We start from the raw sequence: 16,288 nt of genomic DNA, 5'->3' as shown, positions 1-16,288 counted from the left end.
CCCCCCCCCCCCCCCCCCCCCCCCCCCCCCCCCCCCCCCCCCCCCCCCCCCCCCCCCCCCCCCCCCCCCCCCCCCCCCCCCCCCCCCCCCCCCCCCCCCCCCCCCCCCCCCCCCCCCCCCCCCCATTTTAGATGTGTATAAGAGACAGGCGCCAAGGCGGCCGGCAGCAGCCGTGGCGCCTGCGGCTGCCGGGCCGGTTGCCGCGCGGCCTGCCGCAGCAAGGGCGGCGGCGCCCAAGCTGGCCTCGGCGCCCCGGCCTGCCGCACCGGCAGCCGAGGATGGCCAATGGGAGAGTTTCTAGCCGCCTGCGAGCACCGTGGCGCCGAGCGGCGGCATGCTGCCGATCAGGCCAGTTCGGCGATCAGCTCGATTTCCACGCAGGAGCCCAGCGGGATCTGGGCCACGCCGAAGGCGCTGCGCGCATGCGTGCCGGCATCGCCGAAGACCTGGCCCAGCAGCTCGCTGCAGCCGTTGGCCACCAGGTGCTGCTCGGTGTAGTCGCCCGTGGAGTTGACCAGGCACATCAGTTTGACGATGCGGCGCACGCGGCCCAGGTCGCCGCCGGCGGCGTGCTGGAGCGTGCCCATCAGGTCGATGGCGATGGCGCGCGCGGCCTGCTGGCCGTCGGCGGTCTGCAGATCACGGCCCAACTGGCCGGCCCAGACCTTGCCGTCCTTGCGCGCGATATGGCCGCTCAGGAACACCAGATTGCCCGTCTGCACATAGGGCACGTAGGCCGCCGCCGGGATGGCAGGCGACGGCAGTTCGATGTTCAGGGCCTTCAGTTGTTCGTAAACGCTCATCGTTGATTCCTTCGAGACAAGAAAAATCCGGCACCAGTGCCGGGGTGGCGGACAGTGTGACACAGCCCCTTGCACCCTGGCATGTCAGGGCCTGGGCTTCCGTCAGTCTGATTGTTGTCTGAATCCGAGGCGGTGCATGGTGGCTGCGCGGCATCCGCTCCTAGCATGTGTGGATGCACCCTGCGGCACCTGCCCAAACCCTCTCGCCGTCTTCCTGGACGCCCCTGCTGCTCGGCTGCGTGGCCGGTGCGGCCTGGCAGGTCACGCAGCCGCGCCTGTGGCCGCTGTGGATGTATCTGCTCTTGGCGGGCATGGGGCTGGCAGGCCTGGCATGGAGGGCGTGGCGGGCATGGGCGGGCCGGCGCGGCCGTGGTGTGCACCGCCTGTGGGCCGCTGTCTGCGCTGCCTTGCTGGTGGGCGGGTTGACCGGCTGGCGGGCCCAGGACTTTGCGGGCCAGGCGCTGTCTGCGCCGTTGGAGGGGCGTGACCTGCGCATCGTCGGCGTCGTGGCATCGCTTCCCCAGAACATGGCCCAGGGCATGCGCTGGCGCATGGAGGTGGAGCAGGCTCGGATCGTCGGCAGCGAAGAGGTCTTGGCGCCGTTTCCTGCACTGATCGAACTGTCCTGGTACGCCCCCCGGGGCCGGCAGTCCAGGGGTGTTGCCATGCTGCCCGATCTGCGACCGGGCCAGCGCTGGGCGCTGACCGTGCGGCTCAAGCGCCCGCATGGCGCGCGCAATCCCCATGGTTTCGACTATGAGCTGTGGCAGTGGGAGCAGGGCGTGCAGGCCACGGGCCATGTGCGCGAACAGCCCGCTGCACGCCAACTGGCCGACACCGGCAGCCATGCCCTGCAGCGCTGGCGCCAGCAGATGCGCGACGCCATCCTGGGCCGCACATCCGCGCTTGCGGCATCCCTGCAGCGCATCGGCCTGGACCCTGCCCATGCGCCGCGCATGCTGGGTGTGGTGGCCGCCCTGGCCATGGGTGATCAGCAGGCCATTGCGCGGGATGACTGGGCGCTGTTCAGGCATACCGGCGTGGCCCATCTGATGAGCATTTCCGGCCTGCACATCACCTTGTTCGCCTGGCTGGCAGCCCTGGTGGTGGGGAGGCTTTGGCGCTGCAGCGCACGGGCCTGCCTGTGGTGCCCGGCGCCGCAGGCGGCCCTGCTGGCCGGCGTGCTGCTGGCGGGCGGCTATGCGCTGTTCAGCGGCTGGGGACTGCCGGCGCAGCGCACCGTCTGCATGCTGGCCAGCGTGGCTGCGTTGCGCGGCGCCGGACTGCGCTGGCCCTGGCCCGCCGTGTGGTGCCTGGCGCTGGCCGTGGTCGTGGTGCTGGACCCCTGGGCCCTGTGGCAGGCCGGCTTCTGGCTGAGCTTTGTGGCCGTGGGCGTGCTGCTGGCCACCGATGCGCGCATGCAGGGCGCGCAGCGGCCTTCGCTGCCTGCCCGTGCGCTGGCCCTGTGGGGCGAGCAATGGCGCATCTCGCTGGCGCTGGCGCCGCTGGGCCTGATGCTGTTCGGCCAGCTGTCGTTGTCGGGCCTGCTGGCCAATCTGGCGGCCATTCCCTGGGTGACCTTCGTGGTCACGCCGCTGGCCCTGCTGGGTGCCTTGTGGCCGCCATTGTGGACAGGCGCGGCGCTGGCGCTGGCCCCGCTGCTGGAGCTGCTGCAATGGCTGGACCAGTGGGCATGGGCCGTGGTGCAACTGCCGCAGCCGCCGCTGTGGGCAGGGCTGGCTGCGCTGTGCGGTGGCCTGGCGCTGGTGGCTCCGGTGCCTGCCGGATGGCGCTGCTGGGGCCTGGCCATGTGCCTGCCGGCCCTGTGGTGGCCGTCGCCATCACCGGCGCATGGCGAGTTCGACCTGATGGCTGTGGACATAGGCCAGGGCAATGCCGTGCTAGTGCGCACGGCGCGGCATGCCTTGCTGTATGACACGGGGCCGCAGTACGGCATGGACAGCAATGCCGGCGACCGGGTGCTGGTGCCGCTGCTGCAGGCTCTGGGTCTGAGGCTGGATGCCCTGTGGCTCAGCCACCGCGACAATGACCACACGGGCGGTGCATTGGCCGTGCATGCCGCGCAGCCGCAGGCGGAGGTCTGGGGATCGGATTCCGTGATCCTCGACCCTGCGCTGGCCGGCCTGGGCGCTGTGCGCCGCTGCCAGGCGGGCCAGCACTGGGAATGGGATGGCGTGCGGCTGGAGGTGCTGCATCCGTCTGCCGGCGAACGGTTGCCCTCCGCACGGGCGCTGGCCCATGCCAATGCGGGCAGCTGCGTGCTGTTGCTGCGCTCGGCATCTGGCGTGCGGGCCTTGCTGGCCGGTGACATCGAGGCTGCGCAGGAGCGGTCACTGGCACGGGCCGGCGCCCTCACGCCCGTGCAGTGGCTGCTGGTGCCCCACCACGGCAGCCGCACTTCATCGAGCACCGCCCTGGTGCAGGCCCTGGCACCGCGCTGGGCCATGGTGCAGGCGGGATATCGCAGCCGCTATGGCCATCCTGTCCCCGAGGTGGTGCGCCGCTATGAGGCCCATGGCGCCGGCGTGGTGCAGTCGGCCCGCTGCGGCGCGGCGCACTGGCGCTCTTCGGACCCCATGCGCCTGGTCTGCGAGCGGGAAAGGGCGCGCCGCTACTGGGATGTGCACGTCACGCAGGGGCAGGGCGGATAGGGCGTGCGCCGATGGCGAAGCAGGATGCATATGCTGGATACCGCTTGTCCGGATTGAGGTTACCTATCGCTACACTGGTGCGATACGAGGGCTGGCCCGTAGCTTGCTAGACCCCGTACACATGCAGCGACAGGAGGTGACGAATGCATCCATTTGACGAGATGTACACGATGACGCCGTTCGACGGCAGCGATGTGCGCCTGCACTACAAGGACTACGCGCAATGGCTTGCGCGCCAGCCCGAACAGACGCTGCGAGCGCGCAGCGCCGAGGCCGAGATCATCTTCCGGCGCGTCGGCATCACGTTCGCCGTCTACGGCGACAAGGACGAAAGCGGCGCCGGCAACGAGCGCCTCATCCCCTTCGACCTGATACCGCGCGTCATTCCCGCACATGAGTGGTCGCGAATGCAGGCGGGCCTGGTGCAGCGCGTGACGGCGCTCAACCGCTTCCTGCACGATGTCTATCACGACCAGGAGATCCTGCGCGCGGGCCTGGTGCCGCGCGAACTGGTGCTGAACAACAGCCAGTACCGGCCCGAGATGCGGGGCCTGGCGGTGCAGGGCGGCATCTACGCCCACATTGCCGGCATCGACATCGTGCGCGCCGCCAATGCCCAGGGCGAGGGCGTGTACTACGTGCTGGAGGACAACCTGCGCGTGCCCTCGGGCGTGTCGTACATGCTGGAGAACCGGCGCATGATGATGCGGCTGTTCCCGGACCTGTTCTCGCGCCATCCCGTGGAGCCCGTGGCCCACTATCCCGACATGCTGCTGGAGACGCTGCGCGCCAGCGCGCCGGCCGGCACGCCCGAGCCCACGGTGGTGGTGCTGACGCCCGGCATGCACAACAGCGCCTACTTCGAGCATGCCTTCCTGGCCCAGCAAATGGGCGTGGAGCTGGTCGAGGGCCAGGACCTGGTGGTGGACAAGGACGTTGTCTACATGCGCACCACGCGCGGCCCGCAGCGCGTGGACGTGATCTACCGGCGCGTGGACGATGATTTTCTCGACCCCGAAGTCTTCCGCCCCACCTCCACGCTGGGCTGCCCCGGCCTCATGCGCGCCTACCGTGCCGGCAACGTGAGCATCTGCAATGCAGCGGGCACGGGTGTGGCCGATGACAAATCGGTCTACCCCTATGTGCCGGAGATGATCCGCTTCTACCTGGGCGAGGAGCCCATCCTGCAGAACGTGCCGACCTGGCTGTGCCGCAAGCCCGATGACCTGCGCTACGTGCTCGACCACCTGGACGAGCTGGTGGTCAAGGAAGTCCACGGCGCCGGTGGCTACGGGATGCTGATCGGGCCTGCCGCCTCGCGCGGCGAGATCGAGGATTTCCGCCGCGCGCTCATCGCCAATCCCGGCGGCTATATCGCGCAGCCCACGCTGGCGCTGTCCACCTGCCCCACCCTGGTGGAGCAGGGCATCGCGCCAAGGCATATCGATCTGCGGCCCTTCGTGCTCAGCGGCAACCAGGTGCGCATGGTGGCCGGCGGCCTCACGCGCGTGGCGCTCAAGGAGGGCTCGCTGGTGGTCAATTCATCACAGGGCGGCGGCACCAAGGACACCTGGGTGCTCGGGGCCGGTGAGTCAAACGAGGGAGGACATTGAATGCTCAGCCGTACTGCCGATCATCTGTACTGGATGTCCCGCTACACGGAGCGTGCGGAGAACACCGCCCGCATGCTCAACGTCTCCTATGACACCTCCATGCTGCCCCAGGCGCCGCAAGTGGCGCGCAAGGCCTGGCAGGGCGTGCTGTCCATCAGCGAGCTGATCCCCTCCTACGCCGCCCGCCACGGCGAGGTGCAGCGCGAGGCCGTGCTGCACTTCATGGTGCGCGACGAGAGCAACTCCTCGTCCATCGCCTCCTGCCTGCGCGCTGCGCGGGAGAACGCGCGCGCCGTGCGCGGCGCGCTGACCACCGAGGCCTGGGAGACCCAGAACCAGACCTGGCTGGAGCTCAAGCGCCTGCTGGCCGAGGGCGACTGGGAGCGCGATCCGGGCCAGTTCTTCGAATGGGTCAAGCACCGCTCGCACCTGTCGCGCGGCGTGACGCTGGGCACCATGCTGCAGGACGAGGCCTTCCACTTCCTGCGCCTGGGCACCTTCATCGAGCGCGCCGACAACACGGCACGCCTGCTGGACGTGAAGTTCCACGCCATCGAGCGCGACTACCACGGCAGCGCACGCAACGGCGCATCGGGCAAGGCGGCCACGCCGTTCGACTTCTACCACTGGAGCGCGCTGCTGCGCAGCGTCTCGGCCTTCGAGGTCTACCGCAAGGTCTACCGCGATGTGATCACGCCCGAGCGCGTGGCCGAGCTGCTGATGCTGCGCAGCGACATGCCGCGCTCGCTGCTGGCCAGCATGCTGGAGGTGGTGGCCAACCTGGAAAGCGTGGCCAACGCCCAGTCGCGCGAGACCCAGCGCAAGGCAGGCCGCCTGCTGGCCGACCTGCGCTATGCGCGCATCGACGAAATCCTGGCCACGGGCCTGCACGCCTATCTCACGCAGTTCCTGGACCGCGTGCACGACCTGGGCCAGGGCATCAGCCGGGACTTTCTGGTGCCGGCCTGAGTCCGCCGGCCGCCATGCAGCACAAAGCCGCCCTCGGGCGGCTTTGTTCATTGGTTCATTGGGCGGGCCGAATTCAGGCCTGCGCGCTGTCCAGGTCCAGCACAACGCCCTCGGCGCCGCCGATGGGCAGCACGTCGCAGTTGTCGCCAGGGCCGCCACGGTCGATCACGATGAAGCGCGCCGGCGCATTCAACGCGATCAGCGAGTGATGCCAGACACCGCGCCGGTAGTTCACGCCCTGGCGGCCGTTGGTGATGAAGGCGCGCAGGTCGGCGGTTGCCACCTGTTCGCCCAGGGGGGCCACCACCACGATGAAGGGCTGTGCATCCAGCGGCATGAAGGCCTGGCTGCCCAGAGGGTGGCGCTCCATGCTGGTCAGCCGCAGGGGCAGCGCATAGGGCCGGGCATGGAACAGGTTGATCAGCCCATGGCCTTCGCTGCCGCCCGTGTCCACGCGGGCCAGGGCGTGGTAGCGCTCGGTCATGCCATCGTTGATGAGCAGCGGTGTGTGGCCCGTGCTGTCCAGGACCTCGCCAAACTCGGCAAAGGCCTCGGCGGTCAGCGGCTGGGCGCGCAGGCAAAGGCTGGCGGGGCGGGTCTCTGACAAGGTGTTCACGAAGTTTTGCCTCTTGTTTTCATACTGGTAATACCAGTTTGCAGTTGGACCGGTTTTTTGTCAAACCTCGGGGAATTAGTTTTGCTTGCGTTGAATTGGGGTAAATGCGAGTGCACATGGCAAAGCGCTGGGGGTACCGTTCGCTTCGTAATTTCATACCGGTAATACCAGTTGGTCGCAACTCCTCAACCAAGGACTCCCTGATGTCATCTCTTCCCGCATCTGCCGAGGTCGCCGGCGCGGCGCCGGCGCTGGCCAGCGAAACGCCGGCCGAGGCCGCCGTCTACCGCAAGGTGGCCTGGCGCCTGCTGCCCTTCATCATGGCCTGCTATGTGGCGGCCTACCTGGACCGGGTGAACGTGGGCTTCGCCAAGCTGCATATGCTGGCCGACCTGCAGTTCAGCGAGGCCATGTACGGCCTGGGTGCGGGGCTGTTCTTCATCGGCTACTTCTTCTTCGAGGTGCCCAGCAACATGCTGATGCACCGCATAGGCGCCAAGGCCACCATCTCGCGGATCATGATCATGTGGAGCCTGATCTCGGCGGCCATGATGTTCGTGAGCACGCCCACGCAGTTCTACGTGCTGCGCTTTCTGCTGGGCGCGGCCGAGGCGGGCTTCTACCCCGGCATGATCCTGTACATGACCTACTGGTTTCCGTCGTACCGGCGCGCCCGCATGGTGGCGCTGTTCATGTGCGCGATTCCGGTCTCGGGCATCCTGGGCGGCCCGCTGTCGGGCGGCATCATGGACCTGATGCAGGGCGTGGCGGGGCTGCGCGGCTGGCAATGGCTGTTCCTGCTCGAGGCCATCCCCTCGATGATCCTGGGCCTGGCCGTGCTCTGGTACCTGGACAACGGCATCCGCGCCGCACGCTGGTTGACCGAGGCGGAAAAGACCCTGCTGGAGCGCAACATCGCCCGCGAGAACGCCAGCAAGAGCGATAGCCATGTGACGCTGCGCGCGCTGTTCTCCGACCCGCGCATCATCAAGATGGCCCTGATCTGCTTTTGCACCGTCATGGGCCAGTACGGACTCACGTTCTGGCTGCCCAGCCTGATCCGCCAGTCGGGCGTGGAGGGGGCCTTTCACATCGGCCTGCTGACGGCCGTGCCGTTCTCGGTGGCCGTGGTGTCCATGAACCTGGTCAGCCGCAGTTCGGACCGCATGCGCGAGCGCCGCTGGCACCTGATCGTGCCGTTTTGCGTGGGCGCAGCGGGCCTGATGCTGTCGGCCATCTTCAGCGGCAACGTCTATCTGTCGCTGGCCGCCCTGGCGCTGGCCGCGGGCGGCAGCCTGGCGACCTCTCCGCTGTTCTGGAGCCTGCCCACGGCCATCCTGTCCAGCGCGGGTGCGGCAGCCGGCATTGCGTTGATCAACTCCTTTGCCAACCTGGCCGGCTTCATCAGTCCCTACATGATCGGCCTCATCAAGGATGCGACACAGAGCACCAATGCCGCCATGTTCGTGCTGGCCGGCGTGCTGCTGTTCGGCGCCTTCCTGACCTATACGGTGCCGGCCAAGCTGGTCAACAAGTAGAGGCACCAACGCTGCACGACCCACGACCATGCGGCAGCGGTGCGCAGTCGCTAAGATCAGCGCACCTGCCGCCCCCGACCCCGAGACCTGCCAACGCATGGAACCCAGCACCGCTTCCAGTCCTTCCGCCAGCACCGCCGTTGCCGGCAATGCCGCCCGCGTGATCCGCGAGTGGATCGAGGGCGGCGTGTATCCGGTGGGCGCGCTGCTGCCGTCGCAGCGCGACCTGTCGGAGCAACTGGGCATCAGCCGGACCTCGCTGCGCGAGGCGCTGTCCACGCTGCAGGGGCTGGGCCTGGTCGTGGCGCGGCCCGGCAAGGGCATGTACGTGACCGAGGCCACCGACGCCCCGGCCTCTGCCGCAGAGGCCTGGCGCTTTGCCGACTCGCATGCGCTCACCGATGTCTATCAGCTGCGCTATGCGCTGGAGGGCTTTGTCGCACGCCTGGCCGCCCTGGTGGTGCAGCCCGAAGACGTGGCGGCCCTGCAGGCCAACCTGCAGGCCATGCAGCAGAGCATTGAGCTTGCCGATTTCGTGCAGGCCACGCGCCTTGATTTCGAATTTCACCTGCAGATCGCCACCATCTCGGGCAACCATGCGATTGCCGACGTGCTGCGCGGCAGCGGCGAGGTCATGCAGGAAAGCCAGCGCCTGCCGTATTACAAGCGCGGCGCGCGCCATGCGACCGCCGAGGAGCATGCCGCCATCATCGACGCCCTGTCCCAGGGCCGGCCCGAGCTGGCGCAGCAGGCCATGGCCACGCACATCGTGCAGGCTGCCCAGCGCGCGGGCGTGCACTTTCCCACCGGCCTGTAGGCGCGCCGGCACGAGCCCGATCGGCCGGGTTTTTGGCCTTACCATCCTTGGCGCAACGCATTTTTTCCCTCTCTACAGACCGCCACGGATGCCGATCCATGACAAGCCAAGGAAATGAACTCTGCATACTGGCAGACGCCCTCGCGGCGCAGCGCGAAGGACTCTTGCAGACTTGGCGCAAGGCCGTCAGGCGGGACCCGGCACTGACCGCCGGCGAGGCGCTTCCCCGCACCCAGTTGAACGATCACATTCCGGCCGTGCTGGCCGCGTTCGAGCAGCAATTGCGGGCCCTCGGCGGTGCCCCGGCAGGCGCTGCCGAGCAGCCGGTCGATGGCGAGCAGGCTGCCGCCCACGGCCTGCACCGCTGGCAACAGGGCTATGACCTGCATGAAGTCGTGCGCGAGCTGGGCCTGCTCAACGAAGTCATGGTGGCGCAACTGGAGGCCTATGCCGAGGAGCATCCCGATGCGCATGGCGCCATGCCCGTTGCGCGCAAGGCCTGGGCCGCCACCTACACGCGCGACGTGCAGGACAGCAGCACCCAGTATTTCCGCCTGCAGCAGCAGGAGGCCGAGGGCCATGTCCGGGACCTGGAAGCGGCGCTGCATGACGTGAGCACGCTGGACCTGCAGCGCTCGCAACTGTGGGAGCAGGTCGCGCATGACCTGCGCAGCAACGTCGGCGTGGTGGCCAATGTGACGCATGGCCTGGGCATGCAGCATGCGCCGGCGCAGTCGCGCGAGAAACTCCTGCGCATGCTGGACCGCAACGTCCAGTCGCTGCGCCATCTGCTGGATGACGTGACGGAGCTGGCCAAGCTGCACGCCGGGCGCGAGCATCGCCAGCTGACCTCCTTTGACGCAGCCGAGGTGATCACCCATCTGTGCGAGGGACTGCAGGCCCTGGCCAACGATCGCGGCCTGTACCTGCACCTGCAGGGGCCGGGGACGATGCCGGTGGAAGGCGATGCCTTGAAACTGCGCCGCATCGCGCAGAACCTGATACTCAACGCGCTCAAGTACACCCAGGAGGGCGGTGTCACGGTGAAGTGGGCTCTGGGCGATGGGGAGGACCGGCGCCGCTGGATGCTCTCCATCGGGGACACGGGCCCTGGCATGGCGCCTGCGGCGCCTTTGGTTGCCGCCCTCAAGCAGGCCACGGACATGGACCCTTCGGGCCACCTGGGGACGGCGGCGTCCGGGGAGGTCCGCACCGGGGGCGCGCCGCAGCAAGGCGGTGCGGCGGCCAGCTACCGCAGCGGCGCAGGCGAGGGGATCGGCCTGTCCATCGTCAAGCGGCTGGCGGAATTGCTGGACGCCACGATCGAGGTGCAGTCGGCCGCGCAGACCGGCACGACCTTTCTTCTGTTGTTTCCGCTGCGATATGCCGACGAGTGACCGATAGCCGGGCCAGAGGATGAAAAAACGGGCACACAGGCCCGTCGTTTCGAGTGCGGGGTGCGGCCTGTGCCGCCGCCCCTGAGTCCGATGCTCAGGACTCTTCGTCCATCTGCGACTGCAGGTAGTTCTGGATGCCGACCTTGTCGATCAGGTCCAGCTGGGTTTCGAGGTAGTCGATGTGCTCCTCGGTATCGTCCAGGATCTTTTGCAGCAGGTCGCGCGAGACATAGTCGCGCACGCTTTCGCAGTGGGCGATGCCGTCCTTGATGGTCTGCTGCGCGGTTTTCTCGCTGCTCAGGTCGCAAGCCAGGGCTTCGGGCACGTCCTCGCCGACTTGCAGCTTGCCCAGGTCCTGCAGGTTGGGCAGGCCGTCGAGCACGAAGATGCGGTCCATGAGCCAGTCGGCGTGCTTCATCTCGCCGATGGACTCCTTGTATTCCTTCTTGGCCAGCCTGTCGAAGCCCCAGTGCTTGTACATGCGGTAGTGCAGGAAGTACTGGTTGATGGCCGTCAGCTCGTTCTTGAGCTGGGCTTGCAGCCAGGTGATGACTTGTGCGTCGCCTTGCATGGGGAACTCCTTTGTTGTACGTGGGGGACCGCGCCGATCGCCGGCCGCTATAGGGGTGGATTGTCTAGGGTTTCTGCGTCAGATCAAGCAAACCCCTGTTATCGCGCATTGGCTGCTTATGAGGCGCGTTCTCGTTTGCGGGCCGGCTGCCGACGCGGCTGCGGGGTTGCTGCATTGCCTTGTCATATTTCGGCCCAAAATAGCCTCTTCAGGCCGGTGGCAGGCTGGTCAAGCCCGCAGGCCTGGAGACCAAGGATGTTCACATAGTTTTTGGCAATCGGATAAATTCAATCAATTCATTGGATCAATCGATTGCCTGGGCCTAGACTTCGTCCTGTGTTCACTCACCAACCACAAAGGAAACAGCAATGTCCGTGATCAACACCCAAATCAAGCCCTTCAAGACGCAGGCCTTCAAGAATGGCAAGTTCATCGAAGTGACCGAAAAGGACGTCCTGGGCAAGTGGGCCGTGTTCTTCTTCTACCCCGCTGACTTCACCTTCGTGTGCCCCACCGAACTGGGCGACGTGGCCGACCATTACGACGAACTGCAAAAGCTGGGCGTGGAAGTCTTCTCCGTGTCCACCGACACCCACTTCGTGCACAAGGCATGGCACGACACGTCGGACACCATCCGCAAGATCAAGTACACGATGCTGGGCGACCCCACCTGGGAAATCAGCAACAACTTCGAAGTCCTGCGTCCCGGCCAGGGCCTGGCTGACCGCGGCACCTTCATCGTCGATCCCGATGGCGTGATCCAGGCCGTGGAAATCACCGCCGAAGGCATTGGCCGCAACGCCGTCGATCTGCTGCGCAAGGTCAAGGCTGCCCAGTACGTCCGCAACCACCCCGGTGAAGTCTGCCCCGCCAAGTGGGAAGAAGGCGACAAGACCCTGGCTCCCTCGCTCGACCTGGTCGGCAAGATCTAAGCGGTACACCGCTTCCTGTTCACAGTTGAACTGTTGAAGACGCCCGGGTGCCTGGCGCCCGGGCTTTTTTTTCCGAAAATTCGTATTTCCCTAGGAGTCCGACATGCTTGACAACAACCTGAAAGCCCAATTGCAGGCCTACCTGGAGCGCCTGCAGCGTCCGGTGGAGCTGGTGGCTTCGCTGGATGACAGCCAGGGTGCGCGCGAGCTGAAGGAACTGCTGCTGGAAATCCGCGAGCTGAGCGACAAGATCACCGTCGTCGAGCACAACGACGCCGAGGTGCGCAAGCCCTCGTTCCTGATCACCAATCCCGGCGTGGACAGCGGCGTGCGTTTCGCAGGCGTCCCCCTGGGCCATGAATTCACCTCGCTGGTGCTGGCCCTGCTGCAGGTCGGCGGCCATCCGTCCAAGGAATCGGCCGAGCTGCTGGAGCAGGTGCGCAATATCGACGTGCCGCTGCACTTCGAGACCTATTACTCGCTGTCCTGCCACAACTGTCCCGACGTGGTGCAGGCGCTGAACCTGATGTCCGTGCTCAACCCCAAGATCAGCCATACCGCCATCGACGGCGGGCTGTTCCAGAAGGAAGTCGAGCAGCGCGAAGTCATGGGCGTGCCCACCGTCTTTGTGAACGGCGAGCGCTTCGGCCAGGGCCGCATGGAGCTGGCCGAGATCGTGGCCAAGGTCGATACCGGCGCCGCTTCGCGTGAAGCGGCCAAGATTTCCGCCAAGGATGCCTTCGACGTGCTGATCGTCGGTGGCGGCCCGGCCGGCGCGGCGGCTGCCATCTATGCGGCACGCAAGGGCATCCGCACCGGCATTGCCGCCGAGCGCTTCGGTGGCCAGGTGCTGGACACCGTGGACATCGAGAACTTCATCTCGGTCTCCAAGACCGAAGGCCCGCAACTGGCCGCCGCCATGGAGCGCCATGTGCGCGACTACGAGGTGGACATCATGAACCTGCAGACGGCGTCCAAACTGATTCCGGCTGCCACGGAAGGCGGGCTGATCGAGGTGCAGACCGCCTCGGGCGCCAGCCTCAAGGCCAAGACCGTCATCCTCTCGACCGGCGCGCGCTGGCGCAACATGAACGTGCCCGGCGAGGACAAGTACCGCACCAAGGGCGTGACCTACTGCCCGCACTGCGACGGTCCCTTGTTCAAGGGCAAGAATGTGGCCGTCATCGGCGGCGGCAACTCGGGCGTGGAAGCGGCCATCGACCTGGCCGGCATCGTGCGCAGCGTGACGCTGCTGGAGTTCGCCAGCGAGCTCAAGGCCGACGCCGTGCTGCAAAAGAAGCTGCGCAGCCTGCCCAACGTCACGGTCATCCTCAACGCCCAGACCACCGAGGTCAACGGCGATGGCAAGAAGGTCACCGGCCTGACCTACAAGGACCGCACGACGGAAGAGGTCAAGACCGTGGCGCTGGAAGGCATCTTCGTGCAGATCGGCCTGCTGCCCAACACCGACTGGCTCAAGGGCACGGTGGAGCTGACACGCTTCGGCGAGATCGTGATCGACGCCAAGGGCCACACCAGCGTGCCCGGCGTGTTCGGCGCAGGCGACTGCACCAACGTGCCGTACAAGCAGATCATCATCGCTGCCGGTGCCGGCTCCACGGCTGCGCTGTCGGCCTTCGACCACCTGATCCGCCACTGACCAGCCATTGACCAGTTGCTGCTCCGCCATGGTGCGGAGCAAGCCGGAGAAAGGGCTCGGATGCCATGGCATCCGGGCCCTTTTTTCATCGCCCGACCAGTGGCAGAAGGCCTGGCGCAGCAAGGGGAGGGCGGGGGCTGTTTTTCATGCCCGCGTCTTCAGGCGCGGGCCTTGTCGCTGTGGGTGTCGCACAGATAGCTGCCTGGCGGCGCGCGGCTCCAGCAGGGTTTGTTCCGGGGCCCATGCGCCAGATCAAACCAATAAATGAGAACTATTCGCATATAATTTTTCTTCATCCAGCCAGCACATGACGCGCCAACGGCTGGCGGGCCACCCGCCAGCCGCTGCAAGCAGAAGCCAGCTCTCGCACATCCATGTTGATCAGAGAGAGAGGGCTTCGCAATGGCTTACGACTTCGCAATGCAATCAAGCGCCCGGCGGGCGCGTCATCCCCTGGCCGCCGCCTGTGCGCTGCTGTGCGCCTCCGCTGCCCTGGCGCAGGAGCCGGGGCAGGCCGCCGCAGACGCCGCAAACGTTGCAAATGCCGGAGATGCCGACACGCAATTGCTGGCGCAGGCCGCGTCCGGGGCACGGACCCGCGCCCCGGCCCTCAAGGAGATGGTGATCAGCGCTTCGCGCGAAGTGCAGGACCCTGACACCCTGCCCATGAGCATCGACGTGATCGACGCCGGCCGCATGGAACGCGAGCAGGCCAGCGACATCCGCGAGATGGTCAACCTGCTGCCCAATGTCGAAGTGCCGCGCGCCCCGGCCCGCTTCTCGCTGGCGGCCTCGTCGGCCGGGCGTGACCAGAACAGCGGCTTCAACATCCGTGGCCTGGATGGCAACCGCGTGCTCATGCTGGTCGATGGCGTGCGCCTGCCGCGCAGCTACAGCTTCAGCGCCAACAGCTTCGGCCGCGACTACCTGGATCTGGGCCTGGTGCAGCGCGTGGAAATCCTGCGCGGCTCCACGCCCGCGCTGTATGGATCGGACGGCATGGGCGGCCTGGTCAACTTCGTGACCGTGCAGCCGGACGATCTGCTGGGCAAGGACAAGCGCATCGCCGGCCGCGTGGCTGCCGGCTACGACGGCTCGGACAACGGCCGCAAGCTGGGCGCCACCGTGGCGGGCCGTGCCAGCCCCGAATGGGCATGGCTGCTGTCGGCGGGCCTGGGCCGCTCGCACGCGCTGGAGAATATGGGCACGAACAACGTGACGGGCGCGGCGCGCACCACGCCCAATCCCGAGAAAGACCGCAGCGAATCGCTGATGGGTCGTCTGGTCTTCACGCCCAGCGCCGTGCAAAAGCATGTCTTCACCTTCGAGAACGTGGACAAGCGCGCCGACTACGCCCTGCTGTCCGCGCGCTCGGCCACCGTGGCCAATTCCGACTCGCGTACCGACATGAAGCGCTGGCGGGCCAGCTGGCAGGGCCAGTGGCAGCAACTGGGCACGGCGCTGGCCGACGAACTGCAGCTGATGGCCAGCTACCAGAAGTCCGACGCGCGCGAATTCGTCACCGAGACGCGCATCGGCCTGCCCTACCGCGAGCGCGACGTGACCTATGACGAGGACGCGATCCAGCTGCACGCCCAGGCCAGCCGCCTGCTGCGCTGGAGTTCTTCGGCCAGCGGCAAGTTCACCTACGGGCTGGACTACCTCCGCAACAAGGTGGTCAACGCGCAAAACGGCATCACGCCGCCCGTGGGCGAGAGCTTCCCGCTCAAGCGCTTCCCCGACACCACCGAAAGCGCCACCGCCCTGTTCGCCCAGGCCGAACTGCACAGCGGCCCCTGGAGCGTGACCCCGGGCCTGCGCGCCGAGCACTACAGCATCAAGCCCCGGCAGAACGGCTTTGTGCCCACCGTGGTCAGCAACTCCGACTCCGCGCTCTCGCCCAAGCTGGGCGTGATGCTGCAGGCCAGCCCGGTCTGGTCCGTCTATGGCAACTATGCGGCAGGTTTCCGGGCGCCCAATGCCGGCCAGATCAACGCCTTCTTCGAGAACCCGGTGGCGTTCTACCGCAACATCCCCAACCCCAATCTGCGGCCAGAAAAGAGCCAGACCTTCGAGCTGGGCCTGCGCGGGCGCATGGACAGGCTGCGCCTGGACGCCGCCGTGTTCACGGGGCGCTACAAGGACTTCATCGTCGACCAGCAACTGGTTGCGGGCCAGCCCGGCAACGCGGCCAACCCCGCCATCTACCAGTCCATCAACGTGGGCCGTGCCCGCATCAGCGGCTTCGAACTCAAGGCCGATTACGACTGGGGCCGCTGGGCCGGCGGCGACTGGCAGACGCGCCTGGCCTACGGCTATACCGACGGCAAGGACACGCAGTCCGACAAGCCGCTGGACACCATCTCGCCCCAGCAACTGGTGCTGGGCGTGCGCTATGAGCGCTCTGCCGTGGGCGTGCAGTTCAACGTCTCGCACTGGAGCGGCAAGAAGGCCGGCGACGTGTCCAACGGCAGCGCCGCCTGGCTCAGCCCCTCGGCCACCGTCGCCGACCTGAGCGCCCAGTGGCGCATACGCCCCGACCTGCGCCTGAACGCCGGCATCTACAACCTGACCGACAAGAAGTACTGGCGCTGGGCCGATGTGCGCGGTCTGGCTGCCAGCACGGCGATTGCCGACGCCTACAGCCAGCCCGGCCGCCATGTGCGGGTGTCGATGGTCAAGGATTTCTGAAGCATGCGC

At 67.1% G+C, this 16,288-nt stretch carries 13 protein-coding genes; 10 read left to right on the top strand and 3 right to left on the bottom strand.

The annotated features are described in order from the left end of the window. Positions 1 to 301 (top strand): hypothetical protein (locus JHD82_RS13765; RefSeq protein ID WP_199136984.1); only part of this gene is annotated, 301 nt, incomplete at its 5' end. A 43-nt stretch (positions 302 to 344) separates the two neighbouring features. Here the strand turns inward: JHD82_RS13765 and JHD82_RS13760 are convergent. Then, positions 345 to 803 (bottom strand): RidA family protein, encoded by a 459-nt coding sequence (locus JHD82_RS13760; RefSeq protein WP_012206880.1) that lies wholly within the window; start codon positions 801 to 803, stop codon positions 345 to 347. Positions 804 to 976: 173 nt separating this feature from the next. Between JHD82_RS13760 and JHD82_RS13755 the strand changes: the two genes are divergently transcribed. The 3 genes from JHD82_RS13755 to JHD82_RS13745 all read left to right on the top strand — a co-directional run bounded on the left by JHD82_RS13755 (position 977) and on the right by JHD82_RS13745 (position 6,057). Further along, the gene (locus JHD82_RS13755) at positions 977 to 3,475 is read left to right on the top strand and encodes a DNA internalization-related competence protein ComEC/Rec2 (RefSeq protein WP_199136982.1); all 2,499 of its coding nucleotides are present in this window, start codon (positions 977 to 979) and stop codon (positions 3,473 to 3,475) included. A 143-nt stretch (positions 3,476 to 3,618) separates the two neighbouring features. Continuing rightward, positions 3,619 to 5,088: a circularly permuted type 2 ATP-grasp protein gene (locus JHD82_RS13750; RefSeq protein WP_180319016.1), complete on the top strand. Its 1,470-nt coding sequence runs from the start codon at positions 3,619 to 3,621 to the stop codon at positions 5,086 to 5,088. Continuing rightward, the gene (locus tag JHD82_RS13745; protein WP_012206877.1) at positions 5,089 to 6,057 is read left to right on the top strand and encodes an alpha-E domain-containing protein; all 969 of its coding nucleotides are present in this window, start codon (positions 5,089 to 5,091) and stop codon (positions 6,055 to 6,057) included. 73 nt (positions 6,058 to 6,130) lie between these two features. Here JHD82_RS13745 and JHD82_RS13740 read toward each other — a convergent pair whose 3' ends face one another. Then, positions 6,131 to 6,673 (bottom strand): ureidoglycolate lyase, encoded by a 543-nt coding sequence (locus JHD82_RS13740; protein WP_034396397.1) that lies wholly within the window; start codon positions 6,671 to 6,673, stop codon positions 6,131 to 6,133. Between the two features lie 203 nt (positions 6,674 to 6,876). On the opposite strand from JHD82_RS13740, the gene JHD82_RS13735 reads away from it, so the two are divergent. The 3 genes from JHD82_RS13735 (at position 6,877) to JHD82_RS13725 (ending at position 10,425) form a co-directional block, all read left to right on the top strand. Next, positions 6,877 to 8,211: an MFS transporter gene (locus JHD82_RS13735; RefSeq protein WP_013801125.1), complete on the top strand. Its 1,335-nt coding sequence runs from the start codon at positions 6,877 to 6,879 to the stop codon at positions 8,209 to 8,211. A 97-nt stretch (positions 8,212 to 8,308) separates the two neighbouring features. After that, on the top strand, positions 8,309 to 9,028 hold the full coding sequence (locus JHD82_RS13730) for a FadR/GntR family transcriptional regulator (protein WP_123690737.1): 720 nt from the start codon (positions 8,309 to 8,311) through the stop codon (positions 9,026 to 9,028). Between the two features lie 98 nt (positions 9,029 to 9,126). After that, complete coding sequence (locus JHD82_RS13725; RefSeq protein ID WP_199136980.1) at positions 9,127 to 10,425, top strand: sensor histidine kinase; 1,299 nt, start codon at positions 9,127 to 9,129, stop codon at positions 10,423 to 10,425. A gap of 94 nt (positions 10,426 to 10,519) precedes the next feature. On the opposite strand, the gene bfr is transcribed toward JHD82_RS13725, so the two are convergent. Beyond that, positions 10,520 to 10,996: a bacterioferritin gene (bfr, locus tag JHD82_RS13720; protein WP_012206872.1), complete on the bottom strand. Its 477-nt coding sequence runs from the start codon at positions 10,994 to 10,996 to the stop codon at positions 10,520 to 10,522. A gap of 368 nt (positions 10,997 to 11,364) precedes the next feature. On the opposite strand from bfr, the gene ahpC reads away from it, so the two are divergent. From ahpC to JHD82_RS13705, 3 genes are all read left to right on the top strand, one after another. Next, entirely contained in the window at positions 11,365 to 11,928 is a 564-nt protein-coding gene (gene ahpC / locus JHD82_RS13715; protein ID WP_012206871.1) for an alkyl hydroperoxide reductase subunit C, read from the top strand. 103 nt (positions 11,929 to 12,031) lie between these two features. Beyond that, on the top strand, positions 12,032 to 13,588 hold the full coding sequence (ahpF, locus tag JHD82_RS13710) for an alkyl hydroperoxide reductase subunit F (protein WP_012206870.1): 1,557 nt from the start codon (positions 12,032 to 12,034) through the stop codon (positions 13,586 to 13,588). A 402-nt stretch (positions 13,589 to 13,990) separates the two neighbouring features. Then, entirely contained in the window at positions 13,991 to 16,279 is a 2,289-nt protein-coding gene (locus JHD82_RS13705) for a TonB-dependent hemoglobin/transferrin/lactoferrin family receptor (protein ID WP_199136978.1), read from the top strand. The last annotated feature ends 9 nt before the right edge of the window (positions 16,280 to 16,288 follow it).

Origin of the sequence: Delftia sp. ASV31, assembly GCF_016428765.1 — a bacterium.
In the GTDB taxonomy this organism is placed as follows: Bacteria; Pseudomonadota; Gammaproteobacteria; order Burkholderiales; family Burkholderiaceae_C; genus Comamonas; species Comamonas acidovorans.
Note: the sequence above shows the minus strand (reverse complement) of the source record. Positions and strands in the feature narration are given on the sequence as shown.

Coding starts and splice junctions, on each gene's coding strand:
- JHD82_RS13760 (WP_012206880.1), bottom strand. CDS start 803: ATGAGCGTTTACGAACAACTGAAGGCCCTGAACATCGAACTGCCGTCG.
- JHD82_RS13735 (WP_013801125.1), top strand. CDS start 6,877: ATGTCATCTCTTCCCGCATCTGCCGAGGTCGCCGGCGCGGCGCCGGCG.
- ahpC (WP_012206871.1), top strand. CDS start 11,365: ATGTCCGTGATCAACACCCAAATCAAGCCCTTCAAGACGCAGGCCTTC.
- JHD82_RS13750 (WP_180319016.1), top strand. CDS start 3,619: ATGCATCCATTTGACGAGATGTACACGATGACGCCGTTCGACGGCAGC.
- ahpF (WP_012206870.1), top strand. CDS start 12,032: ATGCTTGACAACAACCTGAAAGCCCAATTGCAGGCCTACCTGGAGCGC.
- JHD82_RS13730 (WP_123690737.1), top strand. CDS start 8,309: ATGGAACCCAGCACCGCTTCCAGTCCTTCCGCCAGCACCGCCGTTGCC.
- bfr (WP_012206872.1), bottom strand. CDS start 10,996: ATGCAAGGCGACGCACAAGTCATCACCTGGCTGCAAGCCCAGCTCAAG.
- JHD82_RS13745 (WP_012206877.1), top strand. CDS start 5,089: ATGCTCAGCCGTACTGCCGATCATCTGTACTGGATGTCCCGCTACACG.
- JHD82_RS13705 (WP_199136978.1), top strand. CDS start 13,991: ATGGCTTACGACTTCGCAATGCAATCAAGCGCCCGGCGGGCGCGTCAT.
- JHD82_RS13725 (WP_199136980.1), top strand. CDS start 9,127: ATGACAAGCCAAGGAAATGAACTCTGCATACTGGCAGACGCCCTCGCG.
- JHD82_RS13755 (WP_199136982.1), top strand. CDS start 977: ATGCACCCTGCGGCACCTGCCCAAACCCTCTCGCCGTCTTCCTGGACG.